Annotated in this window: 13 protein-coding genes; 7 read left to right on the top strand and 6 right to left on the bottom strand. The window is 72.1% G+C overall.

Features of this window, described 5'->3' with window-relative positions; all coding sequences use genetic code 11:
• Positions 1-114: 114 nt before the first annotated feature.
• The 3 genes from ASD06_RS05790 to ASD06_RS05780 all read right to left on the bottom strand — a co-directional run bounded on the left by ASD06_RS05790 (position 115) and on the right by ASD06_RS05780 (position 4,371).
• Entirely contained in the window at positions 115-2,637 is a 2,523-nt protein-coding gene (locus ASD06_RS05790) for an ABC transporter permease (protein WP_162248045.1), read from the bottom strand.
• Between the two features lie 8 nt (positions 2,638-2,645).
• Positions 2,646-3,434 carry an ABC transporter ATP-binding protein gene (locus ASD06_RS05785; protein ID WP_056675052.1) on the bottom strand — a complete coding sequence of 263 codons (789 nt, stop codon included), beginning with the start codon at positions 3,432-3,434 and terminating at the stop codon, positions 2,646-2,648.
• Between the two features lie 154 nt (positions 3,435-3,588).
• Positions 3,589-4,371: a PD-(D/E)XK nuclease family protein gene (locus ASD06_RS05780; protein ID WP_200941945.1), complete on the bottom strand. Its 783-nt coding sequence runs from the start codon at positions 4,369-4,371 to the stop codon at positions 3,589-3,591.
• Between the two features lie 147 nt (positions 4,372-4,518).
• On the opposite strand from ASD06_RS05780, the gene ASD06_RS05775 reads away from it, so the two are divergent.
• The 5 genes from ASD06_RS05775 (at position 4,519) to ASD06_RS05755 (ending at position 9,704) form a co-directional block, all read left to right on the top strand.
• On the top strand, positions 4,519-5,631 hold the full coding sequence (locus ASD06_RS05775; protein ID WP_162248043.1) for a site-2 protease family protein: 1,113 nt from the start codon (positions 4,519-4,521) through the stop codon (positions 5,629-5,631).
• 11 nt (positions 5,632-5,642) lie between these two features.
• The gene (locus ASD06_RS05770; RefSeq protein ID WP_056674485.1) at positions 5,643-6,623 is read left to right on the top strand and encodes a tRNA (adenine-N1)-methyltransferase; all 981 of its coding nucleotides are present in this window, start codon (positions 5,643-5,645) and stop codon (positions 6,621-6,623) included.
• 41 nt (positions 6,624-6,664) lie between these two features.
• Positions 6,665-8,407 (top strand): proteasome ATPase, encoded by a 1,743-nt coding sequence (gene arc / locus ASD06_RS05765; RefSeq protein ID WP_157371544.1) that lies wholly within the window; start codon positions 6,665-6,667, stop codon positions 8,405-8,407.
• Between the two features lie 122 nt (positions 8,408-8,529).
• Positions 8,530-9,315, top strand: coding sequence for an SDR family NAD(P)-dependent oxidoreductase (locus ASD06_RS05760; protein ID WP_056674481.1), 786 nt, complete (start codon positions 8,530-8,532; stop codon positions 9,313-9,315).
• On the top strand, positions 9,312-9,704 hold the full coding sequence (locus tag ASD06_RS05755) for a RidA family protein (protein ID WP_056674477.1): 393 nt from the start codon (positions 9,312-9,314) through the stop codon (positions 9,702-9,704). Before ASD06_RS05760 ends, ASD06_RS05755 begins: the two co-directional genes overlap by 4 nt.
• A gap of 6 nt (positions 9,705-9,710) precedes the next feature.
• On the opposite strand, the gene ASD06_RS05750 is transcribed toward ASD06_RS05755, so the two are convergent.
• Positions 9,711-10,562 carry a PaaX family transcriptional regulator C-terminal domain-containing protein gene (locus ASD06_RS05750; protein WP_056674475.1) on the bottom strand — a complete coding sequence of 284 codons (852 nt, stop codon included), beginning with the start codon at positions 10,560-10,562 and terminating at the stop codon, positions 9,711-9,713.
• 85 nt (positions 10,563-10,647) lie between these two features.
• Here ASD06_RS05750 and ASD06_RS05745 point away from each other — a divergent pair, with 85 nt between their 5' ends.
• Entirely contained in the window at positions 10,648-12,273 is a 1,626-nt protein-coding gene (locus tag ASD06_RS05745; protein WP_304438672.1) for an AMP-binding protein, read from the top strand.
• Positions 12,274-12,328: 55 nt separating this feature from the next.
• On the opposite strand, the gene ASD06_RS05740 is transcribed toward ASD06_RS05745, so the two are convergent.
• Together ASD06_RS05740 and ASD06_RS05735 are read right to left on the bottom strand one after the other, a co-directional pair.
• Entirely contained in the window at positions 12,329-13,456 is a 1,128-nt protein-coding gene (locus ASD06_RS05740) for an acyl-CoA dehydrogenase family protein (protein ID WP_056675044.1), read from the bottom strand.
• Between the two features lies 1 nt (position 13,457).
• A complete protein-coding gene (locus ASD06_RS05735) occupies positions 13,458-14,285 on the bottom strand; it encodes an enoyl-CoA hydratase family protein (protein ID WP_056674473.1) in 828 nt (275 codons plus the stop codon).
• Positions 14,286-14,373: 88 nt separating this feature from the next.
• Here ASD06_RS05735 and ASD06_RS05730 point away from each other — a divergent pair, with 88 nt between their 5' ends.
• Entirely contained in the window at positions 14,374-16,743 is a 2,370-nt protein-coding gene (locus tag ASD06_RS05730; protein ID WP_056674471.1) for a bifunctional salicylyl-CoA 5-hydroxylase/oxidoreductase, read from the top strand.
• The last annotated feature ends 14 nt before the right edge of the window (positions 16,744-16,757 follow it).

Genomic DNA, 16,757 nt, shown 5'->3' with positions numbered 1-16,757 from the left:
CGCAGGAATCAGTCGCCGCCCGGTGGGTACTCCGGCTGCAGGCCGTACCCGGGGCGCACCCGGGCACGGGCCTGGCCTGCCGGGTCGAGCCAACGGCCCGGCAGGCCGCCTCGGCTACTCGCTGCTGATGGCTCGGATCACGTCGAGCTTGGAGGCTCGCCACGCCGGCCACAGCGCCGCCAGCAGGCCGACCACGCCGGCGAGGACGAACGTCGCGACCACCTGACCCCACGGCAGGGCCAAGGTGTCGAGCCCCTGGTCGGCCAGCACCCGCTGCAGCAGCACGCCCAGCGTCAGCCCGAGCGCTGTCCCCAGCACTGCGCCGAAGAGCGCGGTGAGCACGGCCTCGTTGCCGATCGTGCGGCGCAGCTGACGTCGGGTCATGCCGACCGCCCGCAGCAGACCGATCTCTCGGGTGCGCTCGAACACCGACAGGGCCAGGGTGTTGACGATGCCCAGGGCGGCGATGACCACCGACAGGCCGAGCAGGGCGTAGAGGATGCCGAGCAGCTGGTTGACCTGGCTGCGGCTGGCCTCCTTGAACTGCGCCTTGTCCTGCACAGAGATCACCAGCTGCGGCTTCACCAGGTCGGTGAGCTCCGAACGCACCTTCTCCAGGTCGGCTCCCGGCGCCACCTTGACGAAGGCCGCGAACGACACCTGGCTGGCGGCGGGCACCGACTTCTCGTAGAGCGCCCGCGGCACCAGCACCGGGCTGCCGATGGCCTGGGAGTCGGTGTAGACGGCGCCCACCGTGAGCCGCTGTGCGGGCGAGGTGCCGACCGTCGCGGTCACCGGGTCACCGACACCCAGGTGGTGGTCAGCGGCGAAGCTGTGCGAGATCGCCATCCGGCCGCTGTCGAGGGAGGTGATGTCGCCTGCCTCGACCTTCAGCTCCACGGCCTGACGCAGGCCGCTGCCCGAGACACCCGCGCCGGTGACGGTGGCGTCACCGACCTTCACCGGCACCAGCCCCTGGTCGACGACCGCAGCGACGCCAGGCAGCGTCGCCGCCTGCTTCGCGACGCTGTTGGCGAACGGTGCGTTGCCGCCGCTCAGCACGAAGTCGGCCGTGACCTGGTCGTCAACCAGCTTGTCGATCGACGCGTTCGTCGTCGCGGCGATGACGGCGAACGCCGACACCAGAGCGAGCCCGATCATGAGGGAGATGGCGGTGGTCGACGTCCGGCGCGGGTTGCGCAGCGTGTTGTCGCGCGCCAGCTTGCCCACCGTGCGCGACAGGGCGGCGCCGGGTGCGCCGAGCAGGTGCAGCACCGGCCGCGAGATCAGGGGTGCAGCCACGATCATCCCGATGAACGTGAGGAACGCCCCCAGACCGAGCACCTTCGCGGCGTCGCTGCCGTCCAGGGCCCCGACCCCGTAGGCCATGACGGCGACACCGACCAGGATGAGCAGAAGGCCCACGGCGCCGCGCAGGCGCAGGCTGCGCTCGGGCAGGGCGATGTCGTCGCGCATGGCGGCGACCGGAGCGATCCGACCGGCTCGCCACGCGGGCAGCACCGCGCTGGCCACGGTGACCAGCAGCCCGATGGCCAGGCTCGACACCACCGTCACCGCGTCGACCGGCAGGCCACCGGTGAACTCGAGGCCGAACGACCCCATGAGCAGCTGCAGGCCCTTGGCGAGACCGATCCCACCGAGCAGGCCGAGGGCCCCACCGGCGAGCCCGATGACCGCAGCCTCGCCCAGCACGACGAGCACGACCTGGGTCCGGGCCGCGCCCACGGCTCGCAACAGCGCGAGCTCGCGCGTGCGCTGAGCGACCAGCATGGAGAAGGTGTTGAAGATGATGAACACACCGACCAGCAGGCTGATGAAGGCGAAGACCAGCAGGAACGTGTTGATGAACCCGAGTCCCTGCGCGAACGACGTCTTCGTCTCGTCGGCGTAGGTCTTGCCGGTGATGGCCTCCTGCCCCTTCGGCAAAGTCGCAGCGACCCGGTCGCGCAGCGCCTGCTGGCTGACGCCGTCGTCAGCGCGCAGGCTGATCGACTGCACGGTGCCGTCGGGCGCGAACCACTTCTGGGCGCTGGCGGGGTCGACGCTGACGATGGTCTGACCCGCGGAGCCGCCGACGAACTCCTCCTCGCCGACGATCGTCACGGGCTGCACGGTGCCGGCCACGACCAGCCGCGTCCGGTCGCCGACCTTCAGGCCGGACTTGTCGAGCGTCGTGGACTCCACCACCACCTCGTCCGGGCCCTGGGGTGCATGACCCGCCACCAGCGGCAGAGCCTGGTCGTCCGGGCGGAACGCGAACCCGAAGCTGGGCGCACCGCCGTTGCGCACGGCGGTGCCGTCCTTGCCGACCAGCACCGCCGTGCCGCCCAGGTCGGGCTCCGCCGACCGGACGCCGTCGATGCGGGCGAGGCGCTCCGCCTCGCTCAGCTGCAGCGGCTGGCGCAGGTCGCCCGTGTCGGCGACACCGCTGTTGACCTTCACGCCCCGCACCACCACGTCGGTGCCTGCGGTGGAGCCGGTGGAGATGCGGTCGAAGGTCGCCTTCAGGCTGTCGCTCAGCACGAACGTGCCGGCCACGAAGGCGACACCGAGCATCACCGACAGCGTGGTGAGCAGGAAGCGGACGACGTGCCCGCGCACTCCCGAGAGCGTCACGCGCAGCATCAGGACCGCCGCCCCACGGCGTCGAAGCCCTTCATGCGGTCGAGGACGGCCTCGGCGGTCGGCTGCTGCATCTCGTCGACGATCCGGCCGTCGGCCAGGAACAGCGCACGGTCGGCGTAGCCGGCGGCCACGGGGTCGTGGGTGACGATCACGATGGACTGGCCGAACTCGTCGACCGAGCGACGCAGGAAGCCCAGGATCTCGGCGCTCGCGCGCGAGTCGAGGTTGCCGGTGGGCTCGTCGGCGAACACGATCGCCGGGCGGCTCGCGAGTGCCCGGGCGCAAGCGACGCGCTGCTGCTGGCCCCCGGAGAGCTCGCTCGGGCGGTGGCTGAGGCGGTCACGCAGGCCGACGGTGTCGACCACGGTGTCGAACCACGCCTGGTCGACCTTGGTGCCGGCGATGTCCATGGGCAGCGTGATGTTCTCGCGCGCGGTGAGCGTCGGCACGAGGTTGAAGGACTGGAACACGAACCCCACGCGGTCGCGGCGCAGCCGGGTCAGGGCCTTGTCGCGCAGGCCCGCCACCTCGACGCCGTCGATGACGACGCTGCCGGACGTGGGGGTGTCGAGGGCCGCCATGCAGTGCATGAGCGTCGACTTGCCCGAGCCCGAAGGCCCCAGGATCGCGGTGAAGCGGCCGCGCCCGAAGTCGACGTCGACCCCGTCGAGCGCCCGCACCTCCGCCTCGCCTCGCCCATAGACCTTGACCAGCCCCCGCGCGCTGGCGACAGCGTCCGTCGCCTCCTGCGTCGCTGGCACCGAGGCCGCCGTCGTCGATTCGTCCATCAGGTCCACCCGAGTCCTCTCACGTGCTGTCACGACAGCTCATCCACCCTGCTCATGGTGATAGGCCGCACTCGCGGCCGGGGCCATCCTCCCGAAACCGAGCCAGCTGACGCGATCAGGTTTCACCCTGGGCCGACCCTGGGTCGTCCCTGGGTCAGGGCAGGTGCGGCGTGGGCAACGGCGTGGGGAGCGGCGTGGGCAACGGCGGCGGCGTCCCGCCGAAGGACGGGCACAGGGCACGGTGGTCGCACCAGTCGCACAGACGCGAGGGTCGCGGCCGCCAGTCGCCGGTGGCCAGGGCCCGCTCGATCGCCGCCCACAACGCCCTGACCTTGCGTTCGGTGGCCCGCAGCTCGTCCTCGTCGGGGGAGTGGCGCAGCACCTGGCCGTCGCCCAGGTACACCAGCTGCAGCTGGCGGGGGACGACACCGCGGGCGCGCCAGAGCACCAGCGCGTAGAAGCGCATCTGGAACATCGCCTTGGTCTCGAACTGCTCGGCGGGCGCGCGGCCGGTCTTGTAGTCGACCACCCTGACCTCGCCGGTGGGGGCGACGTCGAGCCGGTCGACGTACCCCCGCAGCACCAGCCCGTCGTCGAGGGTCGCCTCGACGTACAGCTCGCGCTCGGCCGGCTCCAGGCGGGTGGGATCCTCCAGGGTGAACCACCGCTCGAGCAGCGCCTCGGCCGAGGCGAGCCACTCGACGACGCCCGCCGCGTCGTCGTCGAAGAGCGTCGCGAGCTCGGGCTCGGCCCCGAGCAGCCGCTCCCACTGCGGCCGCAGCATCGTGCGCGCGGCCGCGAGCGTGCGCTGCGGAGCCGGCAGGTCGAACAACCGCTCGAGCACGGCGTGGACGACGGTGCCGCGGACCGCCGCGCTGCTCGGCGCCTCTGGCAGCTTGTCGAGCACCCGGAAGCGGTAGAGCAGCGGGCACTGCATGAAGTCGGAGGCGCGGCTGGGCGAGAGCCCACTCGGCCGCTCGCCCGCCAGCGCCTGGCCGTCGGCGGGCTGGGTCACGAGGATCTCCGTCACGCTGAGCACTCTAGGTCGGGCCGCCGACAGTCCGGTGCACCGTAGGATCGACGGGTGAGCCGACGCCCCGGGATCCCGCTCGGCCGGATCGCCGGGGTGCCGGTGTTCCTCGCGCCCTCGTGGTTCGCGGTCGCCGCCGTGGTCGTGCTCGTCTTCGGTCCGCAGGTGCAGGGATCGCTCGGCTCCGGAGCCGTCGAGAGCTACCTCGTGGCCGCCGCCTACTCGGTGCTCCTGCTGGTCTCGGTGCTGGTGCACGAGTTCGCGCACGCGCTCACCGCCCGAGCCCTCGGCCTGCCCGTCGAGCAGGTCGTGGCCAACCTGTGGGGAGGTCACACCCAGTTCACCGACGAGGCACCCACCCCCGCCCGCAGCGCGCTCGTGGCGGTGGTCGGGCCGCTGTCGAACGCCGCCCTCGCGGGTCTCGGGGCGTTGGCCCTGGCGGCCGTCCCGTCGCACGGCGTGACCCGCCTGCTGTTGGTCGCCCTCGTCTTCAGCAACGCCTTCGTCGCGGCGTTCAACCTGGCACCCGGCCTGCCCCTCGACGGCGGACGCGTCGTCGAGTCACTCGTCTGGGCGGTCACCGGACGACGCTGGGCCGGCACGCTTGCGGCCGGCTGGTGCGGCCGGGTGGTCGCGGTCGGCGTCCTCGCGTGGGCCGTGCTGCTGCCATTGAGCCGGGGCCAGTCGCCGTCGACCTTCACCCTGGTGTGGGGCGCGATGATCGCGTTGCTGCTGTGGCAGGGAGCGACGTCGGCGATCGCGGTCGGCCGGCTGCGGCGGGGAGCCGCGCGGCTGCACCTCGCACAGCACGTCGAGCCCGCCAGGGGGGCGCCCGCGTGGGACGACGCGTGGCGGGCCAGCACGACACCCGACGCCCACGTCGTGGCGCTCGACGCCGCGGGGCAGCCGGTCGGGATCCTGCTGAAGGAGGACGCGCGGCGCCTGCTGGCCGGGCCGGGCGGCCCACCTGCCGGCACTGCGCTCACCGCCGTGATGACGGTGCTCGACCCGGTGGCCGTGGTGCCGGCGTGGGCGTCCGGCGAGGACGTCCTGCACGCCGTGGCAGGCAGCGCCGTGCGCATGCTCGTGGTGGTCGACGAGCACGGCGCCGTCGTCGGGGTCGCCGACGTCGGAGGCATCGCCGCCGCCCTCACCGGCCACCCGTAGACTCGCGGCCCATGACCCCCGCCACCGGCGCCGGCCGCCGTCGAGGCCCCTTCGCCGTGGGCGACCGCGTCCAGCTGACCGACCCCAAGGGCCGGCTGCACACGATCACCCTGCTCCCAGGCCGCCAGTTCCACACCCACGCCGGGTGGTTCGCCCACGAGGCGCTCATCGGCCAGCCCGAGGGCAGCGTCGTCACCAACACGGCGGGCGTCGAGTACCTGGCGCTGCGTCCCCTGCTCGCGGACTACGTGCTGTCGATGCCCCGAGGCGCGGCCGTCGTCTACCCGAAGGACGCCGGGCAGATCGTCGCCATGGCCGACATCTACCCCGGAGCGCGGGTCGTCGAAGCCGGCGTCGGCTCCGGCGCGCTGACGATGTCGCTGTTGCGTGCCGTCGGCGACACCGGCCACCTGCTCAGCATCGAGCGCCGGGCCGACTTCGCCGACATCGCCCGCGGCAACGTGGAGGAGTTCTTCGGCGGTGCGCATCCCGCCTGGCAGCTCGAGGTGGGTGACCTGCAGGAGTCGCTGCCCCGGCTGGCCGAGCGGGCCTCGGTCGACCGAGTCGTGCTCGACATGCTCGCCCCGTGGGAGTGCCTCGATGCGGTGGCCGCGGCCCTGGCACCGGGTGGCGTGCTCATCGCCTACGTCGCCACCGCCACCCAGCTCTCCCGCGTCGCCGAGGCGATGCGCGACCACGGCTGCTTCACCGAGCCGTCGGCCTGGGAGTCCCTGGTGCGCGGGTGGCACCTCGAGGGCCTGGCGGTGCGACCCCAGCACCGCATGGTCGGCCACACCGGCTTCCTCGTGACCACCCGGCGCCTCGCCGACGGCGTCGAGCCCCCCGTGCGCAGGCGCCGCCCGGCCAAGGGTTATGAGGGTGACTGGTCCGCCGAGGACCTCGGCGAGCGGCCGGTCTCCGACAAGAAGGTGCGCCGGGTGCGCCGCGACGTCGGCGCGCCTCAGCCAGTGCGGGAGCCCGACGCGGGTTAGTGTCGTGGTGAGGTTTCCCGATGCCGGGGGAGGTGCACGACATGACTGACGACGTCTCCGCAGGCCGCTCCGCGGCGGACCTGCAGCGCCAGGTGCGCGCGCTGGAGGACGAGCTGACCGTGCTGCGCCGCCGGGTGGCCGCGTCGCCCGACCGCATGCACGCGCTGGAGTCCCGTCTCGCCGCGCTGCAGAGCAGTCTGGAGTCGACCGCCGCCCAGAACGAGCGGCTCGTGCGCACGCTCAAGGAGGCGCGCGAGCAGATCGTCACCCTCAAGTCGGAGGTCGACCGGCTCGCCCAGCCGCCGTCGGGCTTCGGCACGATCGTCGAGGTGGCCGATGAGGGCACCGTCGACGTCCTCACCGGCGGCCGCAAGATGCGCGTGGCGGTCAGCCCCGCCGTGGACGCCGAAGAGCTGGCTCCCGGCCGCGAGGTGCTGCTCAACGAGGCGCTCAACGTGGTGCTGGTGCGCGGCTTCGAGCGCGTTGGCGAGGTCGTTCAGCTCAAGGAGATCCTCGGTGACGACCGCGTGCTGGTGGTGGGCCACGCCGACGAGGAGCGGGTGGCGCGCGTCGCGGAGGCGCTGCGCGACCAGCACATGCGCATCGGCGACGGCCTGCTCATCGACCCCCGCGCGGGCTTCGTCTACGAGCGCATCCCCAAGGCCGAGGTCGAGGAGCTCGTGCTCGAGGAGGTGCCCGACATCGCCTACGAGGACATCGGCGGTCTGGGCAACCAGATCGACCAGATCCGCGACGCCGTCGAGCTGCCGTACCTGCATCCTGACCTGTTCCGCGAGCACCAGCTGCGCCCGCCCAAGGGCGTCCTGCTCTACGGGCCGCCCGGCTGCGGCAAGACGCTCATCGCCAAGGCGGTGGCGTCGTCGCTGGCCCGCAAGGTCGCCGAGCTGAGCGGTCAGCCGCTCGGCAAGTCCTACTTCCTGAACATCAAGGGCCCCGAGCTGCTCAACAAGTACGTCGGCGAGACCGAGCGGCACATCCGGCTGATCTTCCAGCGGGCCCGCGAGAAGGCGTCCGACGGCACGCCGGTCGTGGTGTTCTTCGACGAGATGGACTCGCTGTTCCGCACGCGCGGCTCCGGCGTGAGCTCTGACGTCGAGACGACGATCGTGCCGCAGCTGCTGTCGGAGATCGACGGCGTCGAGCGTCTCGAGAACGTCATCGTGATCGGCGCGTCGAACCGCGAGGACATGATCGACCCGGCGATCCTGCGGCCCGGCCGGCTCGACGTCAAGATCAAGATCGAGCGCCCGGACGCCGAGGCGTCGCGCGACATCTTCTCCAAGTACCTCACCGCCGACCTGCCGCTGCACGAGCGCGACCTCGCCGAGAACGGGGGCTCGCCGCAGGCCACGGTCGAGGCGATGATCCAGGCGACCGTCGAGCGGATGTACTCGGAGATCGAGGACAACCGCTTCCTGGAGGTCACCTACGCCAACGGCGACAAGGAGGTCCTGTACTTCAAGGACTTCAACTCCGGCGCCATGGTGCAGAACATCGTCGACCGAGCGAAGAAGTCCGCGATCAAGGACTTCCTCACGACCGGGCAGCGCGGCATCCGGGTCGAGCACCTGCTCGACGCGTGCGTCGACGAGTTCAAGGAGAACGAGGACCTGCCGAACACGACCAACCCCGACGACTGGGCGCGGATCTCCGGCAAGAAGGGCGAGCGGATCGTCTACATCCGCACACTCATCACCGGCAAGCAGGGCACCGAGCCGGGTCGCGCCATCGACACGGTCGCCAACACCGGCCAGTACCTCTGAACGCGGCCGCCATCGCCTGGTTGGAGTGATCCGCCCCAGCCAGGTGGTCCGACGCGCATGATCACGGGCGACACCCGACGACGTTGCTTGCCGCTCGTCACTTGCCATGACACGGTGAGCCGGTGCCAGAGACCCTCGAACCCACCGGGACCCCCGCGGCTCGCGTCGCACTCGTCACCGGCGCCGGCCGGGGCATCGGCCGAGCGGTCGCCGTGCGTCTCTCGGCCTCCGGACGGCGCGTCGCGCTGACCGCGAGGAGCGCGGACGACCTCGAGGCGACGGCGGCTCTGTGCGCCGGCGAGACGGTCGTGCTGCCTGCCGACCTCACCGCACCCGAGGCCGTCGACTCGCTCTTCTCCGCCGTCGAGGGCACCTGGGGGCCCGTGCGCGACCTGGTACTCAACGCTGGCGCCGGTGTGTCGGGTCGCGTCCACCGCACGAGCGACGAGGACTGGCAGCGCATGCTCGACCTCAACCTCACCGCGCCCTTCCGGTGCCTGCGCCGCGCCCTGCCGTCGATGCTGGACGCCGGCGACGGGCGTGTCGTCGCCCTCGCGTCAGTGGCGGCGAAGATCGGTGAGCCGTACATCGCGGCGTACACCGCCAGCAAGCACGGGCTGCTGGGGCTCGTCCGGTCCGCAGCTGCGGAGGTCGCGGCGTCCGGCGTCACCGTGAACGCCGTGTGCCCCGGCTACGTCGACACGCCGATGACCGACGCCACGGTGGCGGGCATCGTCGCCGCGACCGGCCGCACGCCGGAGCAGGCGCGAGAGTCGTTGGAGCGCAAGCAACCTACGGGGCGTCTCGTCACTCCCGACGAGGTGGCCGACGTCGTGCTGCTGTGTTTGAGCAACGGGTCGATCACCGGCCAGGGAATCAACGTCGACGGGGGAGCGGTGCAGTCATGAGCCTGGAGCGAGTCAACCCGCCGGCGCTGCCGGCACCCGTGGGCTTCTCGCACGCCGTCGTCGGTGAGGGACGCGTCGTCGTCCTCGCGGGCCAGACCGCGCTGGACGCTGAGGGCCGCGTGGTGCCGGGCGACGTCGTGCAGCAGTTCGAGGTGGCGCTGGGCAACCTGCTCACCGCGCTCGAGGCGGCGGGAGGGCGCCCCGACCAGCTCGCCGGCCTCACCGTCTACGCCGTCGACCTGGCCGACTACCGGGCGCGGGCGCGTGAGATCGGCGCCGTCTGGCGCCGCCTGGTCGGTCGCGACTACCCCGCCATGGCCGGCATCGGGATCAGCCGCCTCTGGGACGACGAAGCACTGGTCGAGGTGCAGGGGATCGCGATCCTCTGAGGCGCCTCAGCCGAGCGTCTCGCTCACCGTCTGCGCGATGTGGCGCTCGGCCTGCGGTGCCAGCCGTGATCGCAGGTCGTCGAACACCGCGGCCGCGCGGAGGCCTGGCCAGTGGCGCGGCAGCACCTCCAGCGGCAGGCCGGGGTCGAGGTAGGGCAGCCGACGCCAGGCGGTGAGGGCGGTCACGTAGTCGACGAACGCGGCCCGGTCATCGGTGGTGCGCCGGCGCGTCCACCGGCGCAGCACCGGCGCGTGCACGGAGGCGAACTCCTCGTACATCCGGGCGAGGTCGTCGAGGTCCCACCATCGCGAGACCTCTTGGCGCACGTCGGTGAAGCCCACGTGGTCGGCCCGGAACAGGTCGACGTAGGCCGTGAGCGCCTCGCGCTCCAGCACGTCGCTGGTCTGCTGCTCGAGATGAGCGGGCGCGACCCAGACGCCGGCCGAGACCGTGCCGAAACCGAGCCAGGCCAACCTCGATCGCAGCTGGTGACGGCGGCGCCGCTCCGACTCCGGGACGCTGAAGACGGCCAGCAGCCAGCCGTCGTCGAGCCCGGCACGCGTGCGCCTGAAGATCCGCTCGTCGCCCTCAGCGAGGATTCCCTGCCCTGCAGGCGACAGCTCGTACCCGGCTACGCCGCCACGGCGCCGAGCGACCAGCACGCCGCGGCGCTTCAGCCGCGAGATGGCCGACCGCACGGCGGGTTCTTCGACGCCCACGTCATCCATCAAGCGGATGAGCGTCGAGACGGCGAGCCACCCCGACGTGCGGCGAGCGTACAGCCCGTAGACGGTGACGATGAGCGCTCGGGGCTGGGGCGGTGCGGGCCGACTTGCCTCCCGGTCGTCGATCGTCACGGGTGCACGATATCCGGCCGACCGCGCAACGCCACGCGTGTCGCGATCTCTTGATTGTCGTCACGAAAGAGGAATACTGACGGGCGTGAGCGCAGAACCCACCACCGCCGCATCGGCCCACGTCGACACGTTCTGCCGCGACAACCTCCCGCCCCGGGAGACGTGGCCGGAGATGCTGTTCGACCTGCCCGACGTCCAGTACCCACCGCGCCTCAACTGCGCCGTCGAGCTCGTCGACACGACGATCGCCGAGCACGGCGGTGACCGCACGGCGCTGCTGGCCCCGGACGGCACGCAGTGGTCGTACGCCGACCTGGCCCGCAACGCGCGTCAGGTGGCGCAGGTGCTGGTCGACGAGCACGGGCTCGTACCGGGTGGACGGGTGCTGCTGCGCGGACCCAACAACCCCTGGCTCGTCGCGTCCTGGCTGGGCGTGCTGCTGGCCGGTGGCGTCGTGGTCACGACGATGCCGCTGCTGCGCGCCGGTGAGCTGCGCACGGTGCACGAGATCGCCCGGGTGGACCTCGCCGTCTGCGACCACCGCTTCGTCGACGACCTCGCGGCTGCGGACCTCGGCGTGCCGCTCATCGTGTACGGCGGCGACGGCGACGACGACCTCACGACGCGGGCCCGCGCCCGCTCGGGTGAGTTCACCGCGGTCGACACCGCGTCCGACGACGTCGCGCTGCTCGCCTTCACGTCCGGCACCACCGGACGGCCCAAGGCGACGATGCACTTCCACCGCGACGTCCTCGCCAACGCCGACACGTTCTCCAGGCACGTCCTGCGGCCTACGTCCGACGACCTGTTCACCGGCACGCCGCCGCTCGCGTTCACCTTCGGGCTCGGTGGGCTGGTGGTGTTCCCGCTGCGAGCCGGCGCCCGCAGCCTGCTCGTCGAACGTGCCGCACCCGACGACCTGGCCGACCTGATCGCCGAGCACGGCGTCACCGTCGTCTTCACGGCTCCCACGGCGTACCGCTCGCTGCTGGCGGTGGGGCGTCCGGAGCGCCTGTCGTCCTTGCGCCGGTGCGTGTCGGCCGGCGAGCACCTCTCTGCGGCGACGTGGCAGGCGTTCCACGACGCGACCGGCGTCCGCATCATCGACGGCCTGGGCTCGACCGAGATGCTGCACATCTTCATCTCGGCCGCGGACGACGACATCAGGCCTGGCTCGACCGGCAGGCCGGTGCCGGGCTTCCAGGCGACCGTGCTCGACGACGAGGGCCGCCCGCTGGGGCCGGGTCAGGTGGGTCGGCTCGCCGTCAAGGGCCCCACCGGCTGCCGCTACCTCGCCGACCCGCGTCAGTCGGTGTACGTGCAGGACGGCTGGAACGTCACGGGCGACACGTACCTGCAGGACGACGACGGCTACTTCTGGTACCAGGCGCGCAGCGACGACATGATCATCTCGTCGGGCTACAACATCGCGGCGCCGGAGGTCGAGGAGGCCCTGATGGCGCATCCCGACGTCGTGGAGGTGGCGGTGATCGGCGTACCCGACACCGACCGCGGTCACGTGGTGAAGGCGCTCGTGGTGCTGGCCGAGGGTGCGCCGCGCACTGCCGAGATGGCGCGGGCGTTGCAGGACCACACCAAGGCGACGATCGCGCCCTACAAGTACCCGCGTGCGATCGAGTTCGTCGACGCGCTCCCGCGCACGAGCACCGGCAAGCTGCAGCGCTTCCGACTGCGCCAGCCGGCTCCCTGACCCGCCCGGGCCCAGCCGCCGTGCACTTCGGACCCCAAGTGCCCGGCTGGGACAACTACGGACGCGGACGCAGCAGGTCTCGGGCGATGATGCTCAGCTGCACCTCGCTCGCGCCCTCGTAGATGCGCGGCGCGCGCACCTCGCGGTAAAGGTGCTCGAGCAGGTGCCCCTGCTGCAGCGCCCGCGCGCCGTGCAGCTGCACGGCGGAGTCGACGACGTACTGCGCCGCCTCGGTGGCGAACAGCTTGGCCATGGCCGAGCGCGCCGACACCCCGTTGAGGCGGGCGTCGTAGGCCGCGGCGGCCTGGTAGACCATCAGCCGCGCGGCCTGCGTGCGCAGGGCCATCTCGGCCAGCCGGTGCCCCACGGACTGCAGGTCGGCCAAGTGGCCACCGAAGGCCTGCCGCTCGCGCACGTGCGTCACGCTCGCGTCGAGCGCCGCCTGCGCCATGCCGACCGCGAAGGCACCGACGCTGGGCCGGAACAGGTCGAGCGTGCGCATGGCCACGGCGAACCCGCGGTCGAGCTGGCCCAGCAGCTCGTCGGCCTCGACGCGCACCCCGTCGAGGTCCAGCCGGCCGATGGGGTGCGGCGACAGCAGCTGCAGGCGCTCTCCGCCGATTCCCGTGCGGTCAGCCGGGACGACGAACGCGCTCACTCCCTTGGCGCGTGCGTCCGGCGTCGTCCTGGCGAAGACGGTGTAGAAGTCCGCCTGAGGTGCGTTGGAGATCCAGACCTTCGTGCCCGTCAGCCGCCAGCCCGAGCCGTCGCGGTCAGCGACGGTGGTGAGCGCCGCGGCGTCGGACCCCGCCTCGGGCTCGGTGAGGGCGAAGGCCGCGACGGCCTCGCCGCTGGCGGCCGCTGGCACCCAGCGGTCGACCTGCGTGGGGGAGCCGCTCTGCAGCACCGGGTAGGTGCCCAGTCCCTGCAGCGCCAGCGCCGTCTCGGCCTCGGTGCTCTCGGTGGCGAGGGCCTCGCGCAGCAGGCACAGGTCGAGTGCCGCCGCTTCCGGCCCGGGGAACAGCCTGCCGAGCAGCCCCAGCTCGCCCATCGACCGCAGCAACGGTCGGTTGACCTCACCCTCGACGCCCGCTGCCGCGAGCCCGCGCAGCGTCTCGCGCGCGTGCTGTCGGGCGGAGTCGTAGAGCTCGCGTTGCGCAGGATCCAGCTCGAAGGCGCTCATGTCACCGGCCCTGCCACGTCGGCGCGCGACCTTCACTGAAGGCCGCGTAGAACTCGCGGTAGTCGGCGCCCGTCATGAGCAGCGCCTGCGTCACGGCCTCGAGCTCCACCGCGGCCGAGAGCCCCATGTCGAGCTCGCGCGAGAGCAGGGCCTTGGTCTGCGCGTAGGCCTGCGTGGGACCTGCGGCCAGCCGACGCGCCAGCTCGTCGGCGACGTCGGCGGCCTCCCCGTCGTCCACGAGGCGGTTCACCAGGCCCCACGCCTCCGCGCGCTCGGCGGGCAGCGCGTCGCCGAGCAGCAGCAGCTCGCTGGCGCGGCCGAGGCCGACGAGGCGCGGCAGCAGGTACGCCGCTCCCATGTCGGCTCCGGCGAGCCCGACGTGCGTGAACAGGAACGCGAACCGGGCCGACCGCTCGACCACCCGCAGGTCGCTGGCCAGCGCCAGCACCGAGCCCGCCCCGGCTGCGACACCGTGGACCGCAGCGATCACGGGCACCGGCACCTCACGGATGAGCCGCACCACCTCGCCGGTCATGCGGGTGAAGGCCAGCAGGTCAGCATGGTCCATGTCGAGGGTGCGGCCGATGATCTCGTGGACGTCGCCACCGGAGCAGAACGCTCGACCCTGCCCGCGCAGCACGACCACCTTGGTGTCACCGCGGTGCTGCAGCTCAGCGAAGAAGTCCCGCAGGTCGGCGTACACCTCGAACGTCAGGGCGTTCAGCCGCTCTGGTCGGTCGAACGTCAGGGTGCAGACGCCCTCGTCGCGCGTGACGCGGAAGTGCTTCCACTCTGGCGTGATCGGCGCGGACCCTCGAAACGCAGCCACAGGACTCCTCCTCGTGCCTCGGTTCGGGATAGCGTATCGGTGACCAGCGTCATGATGGCGACATGAAGACTCACGGTGCGGAGACCCCATGCGTATCGCGGTGATCGGCGGCGGCCCCGGCGGCCTCTACCTGGCCGCCCTGGCCAAGCAGCTCGGCCCTCACCACGACATCACGGTGTGGGAGCGCAACGCGCCCGACGACACGTTCGGCTTCGGCGTCGTGTTCTCCGACGAGACCCTCGGGGGGATCGAGACGGCCGATCCTGCGATCTACGCTGCCATGGAGCGCGAGTTCGCCCGCTGGGACGACATCGACATCCACTACCGGGGCGAGGTCATCACCAGCGGAGGTCACGGCTTCGCCGCGATGAGCCGGCTGCGGCTGCTGCAGGTGCTCCAGGCCCGGTGCAACGAGCTCGGCGTCAAGCTGCTGCACTCGACCTTCGCGCCGGACGTCGACGAACTGGCTCGTGATCACGACCTCGTCGTCGCCTCGGACGGCGTGAACTCCGCTGTGCGTCAACGGTTCGCCGACGAGCTTGGCGCCAGCGTCGACACGCGACGCTGTCGCTACATGTGGTTGGGCACCGACAAGGTCTTCGACGCCTTCACGTTCGTGGTGCGCGAGACGCCCTACGGCGTCATGCAGCTGCACGCCTATCCCTTCGACCGCCACGGCAGCACCTTCATCGTCGAGATGCACGACGACGTGTGGCGCGCCGCCGGCTTCGACGCGACGGCCGACCGCGAGTGGCAGCCGGGGGAGTCCGACGACGCCGCGATCGCGGTCGTGCGCGAGCTGTTCGCCGACGTCCTCGACGGTCACGCCGTGCTCACCAACCAGTCGCGCTGGATCAGCTTCGGCACCGTGCGCACCGAGACCTGGCGGCGCGGGAACATCGTGCTGCTCGGCGACGCCGCCCACACCGCGCACTTCTCCATCGGCAGCGGCACCAAGCTGGCCATGGAGGACGCGCTGGCGCTGGCCGCCTGCCTGCACGAGCAGGCGGACGTCGACGCGGCGCTCGACGCGTACGAGACCGAGCGCCGTCCTGTCGTGCTGTCGACGCAGCGCGCGGCCCAGGCGAGCCTGGAGTGGTTCGAGAACCTCGGCCAGTACCTCGACCAGGAGCCGATGCAGCTGGCCTTCAACATCCTCACCCGCAGCCGGCGCGTCACGCACGAGGGCCTGCGGCTGCGCGACCCCGAGTTCGCCGCCGCGGCCGAGGCGTGGTTCGCCCAGCACGAGGCGGCGCGCGGCAACGGCGACGGGCAGCCTCGCCCGGCGATGTTCCAGCCGTTGCGGCTGCGCGAGCTCGAGCTGGCGAACCGGATCGTGGTGTCGCCCATGGACATGTACGTGGCGCGGGACGGCGTCCCGAACGACTTCCACCTCGTGCACCTGGGCGGCAAGGCCCTCGGCGGCGCCGGGCTCGTGATGACCGAGATGGTCTGCGTGTCGCCCGAGGGGCGGATCTCGCCCGGGTGCTGCGGCCTGTGGAACGACGAGCAGGCGGCAGCCTTCGCGCGCATCGTGGACTTCGTCCACACGCGCTCGGACACCAAGGTGGGCCTGCAGCTCGGCCACTCCGGTCGCAAGGGCTCGACCCGGCTGATGTGGGAGGGCATCGACCAGCCGCTGCCCGAGGGCAACTGGCCGGTCGTCGCGCCGTCGCCGCTGCCGTACCTGGAGGGCGTCAGCCAGGTGCCGCACGAGCTGACGGTCGCCGAGCTGGACGCCATCACCCAGCAGTTCGTGGACGCCACACGCCGCGGCATCGACGCCGGCTTCGACCTGCTCGAGCTGCACTGCGCGCACGGCTACCTGCTGTCGAGCTTCATCTCCCCACTCACCAACCACCGCACCGACGAGTTCGGGGGAGCGCTGGCCGGCCGGCTGCGCTACCCGCTGCAGGTGTTCGCTGCGATGCGCGGGGTGTGGCCCGCCGACCGCCCGATGAGCGTGCGGATCTCGGCCACCGACTGGGCTGAGGGCGGCCACGACGTCGACGACGCCGTCGAGGTCGCGCGAGCCTTCGCCGAGGCCGGAGCTGACGCCGTCGACGTGTCGACCGGGCAGGTGGTGTCGCACGAGCGCCCGGCGTACGGGCGGTCGTACCAGACGCCCTTCGCCGACGCGATCCGCAACCGTACCGACGTCACGACCATCGCGGTCGGTGCCATCTCGTCCTACGACGACGTCAACTCGCTCATCATGGCCGGGCGGGCCGACCTGTGCGCCCTCGGCCGGGCGCACCTGTACGACCCGAGCTGGACGCTGCACGCCGCGGCCGAGCAGGAGTACACCGGTGCAGGCGTCGCCTGGCCGCAGCCGTGGCGGGCCGGCAGCCGCAAGCCGCAGACCGGGCGCAGCGACGCCCCGCGACCGCGCCTGGAGCTGGTGCGGCAGGGCGTCTCGGGCACCCACCACCAGCGCTGGCGGCCGAGCGAGGACTGACGTGCAGTGACCGA

The organism is Angustibacter sp. Root456 (assembly GCF_001426435.1).
GTDB lineage: Bacteria > Actinomycetota > Actinomycetes > Actinomycetales > Angustibacteraceae > Angustibacter.
The sequence above is the reverse complement of the archived record's forward strand: the minus strand, read 5'-3'. Positions and strand labels throughout refer to the sequence as shown.

What these genes read in the sequence shown, in the direction of transcription:
- arc (WP_157371544.1), top strand. Translation starts at nt 6,665, where the DNA reads ATGACTGACGACGTCTCCGCAGGCCGCTCCGCGGCGGACCTGCAGCGC.
- ASD06_RS05785 (WP_056675052.1), bottom strand. Translation starts at nt 3,434, where the DNA reads ATGGACGAATCGACGACGGCGGCCTCGGTGCCAGCGACGCAGGAGGCG.
- ASD06_RS05740 (WP_056675044.1), bottom strand. Translation starts at nt 13,456, where the DNA reads ATGAGCGCCTTCGAGCTGGATCCTGCGCAACGCGAGCTCTACGACTCC.
- ASD06_RS05780 (WP_200941945.1), bottom strand. Translation starts at nt 4,371, where the DNA reads ATGCAGTGCCCGCTGCTCTACCGCTTCCGGGTGCTCGACAAGCTGCCA.
- ASD06_RS05770 (WP_056674485.1), top strand. Translation starts at nt 5,643, where the DNA reads ATGACCCCCGCCACCGGCGCCGGCCGCCGTCGAGGCCCCTTCGCCGTG.
- ASD06_RS05730 (WP_056674471.1), top strand. Translation starts at nt 14,374, where the DNA reads ATGCGTATCGCGGTGATCGGCGGCGGCCCCGGCGGCCTCTACCTGGCC.
- ASD06_RS05755 (WP_056674477.1), top strand. Translation starts at nt 9,312, where the DNA reads ATGAGCCTGGAGCGAGTCAACCCGCCGGCGCTGCCGGCACCCGTGGGC.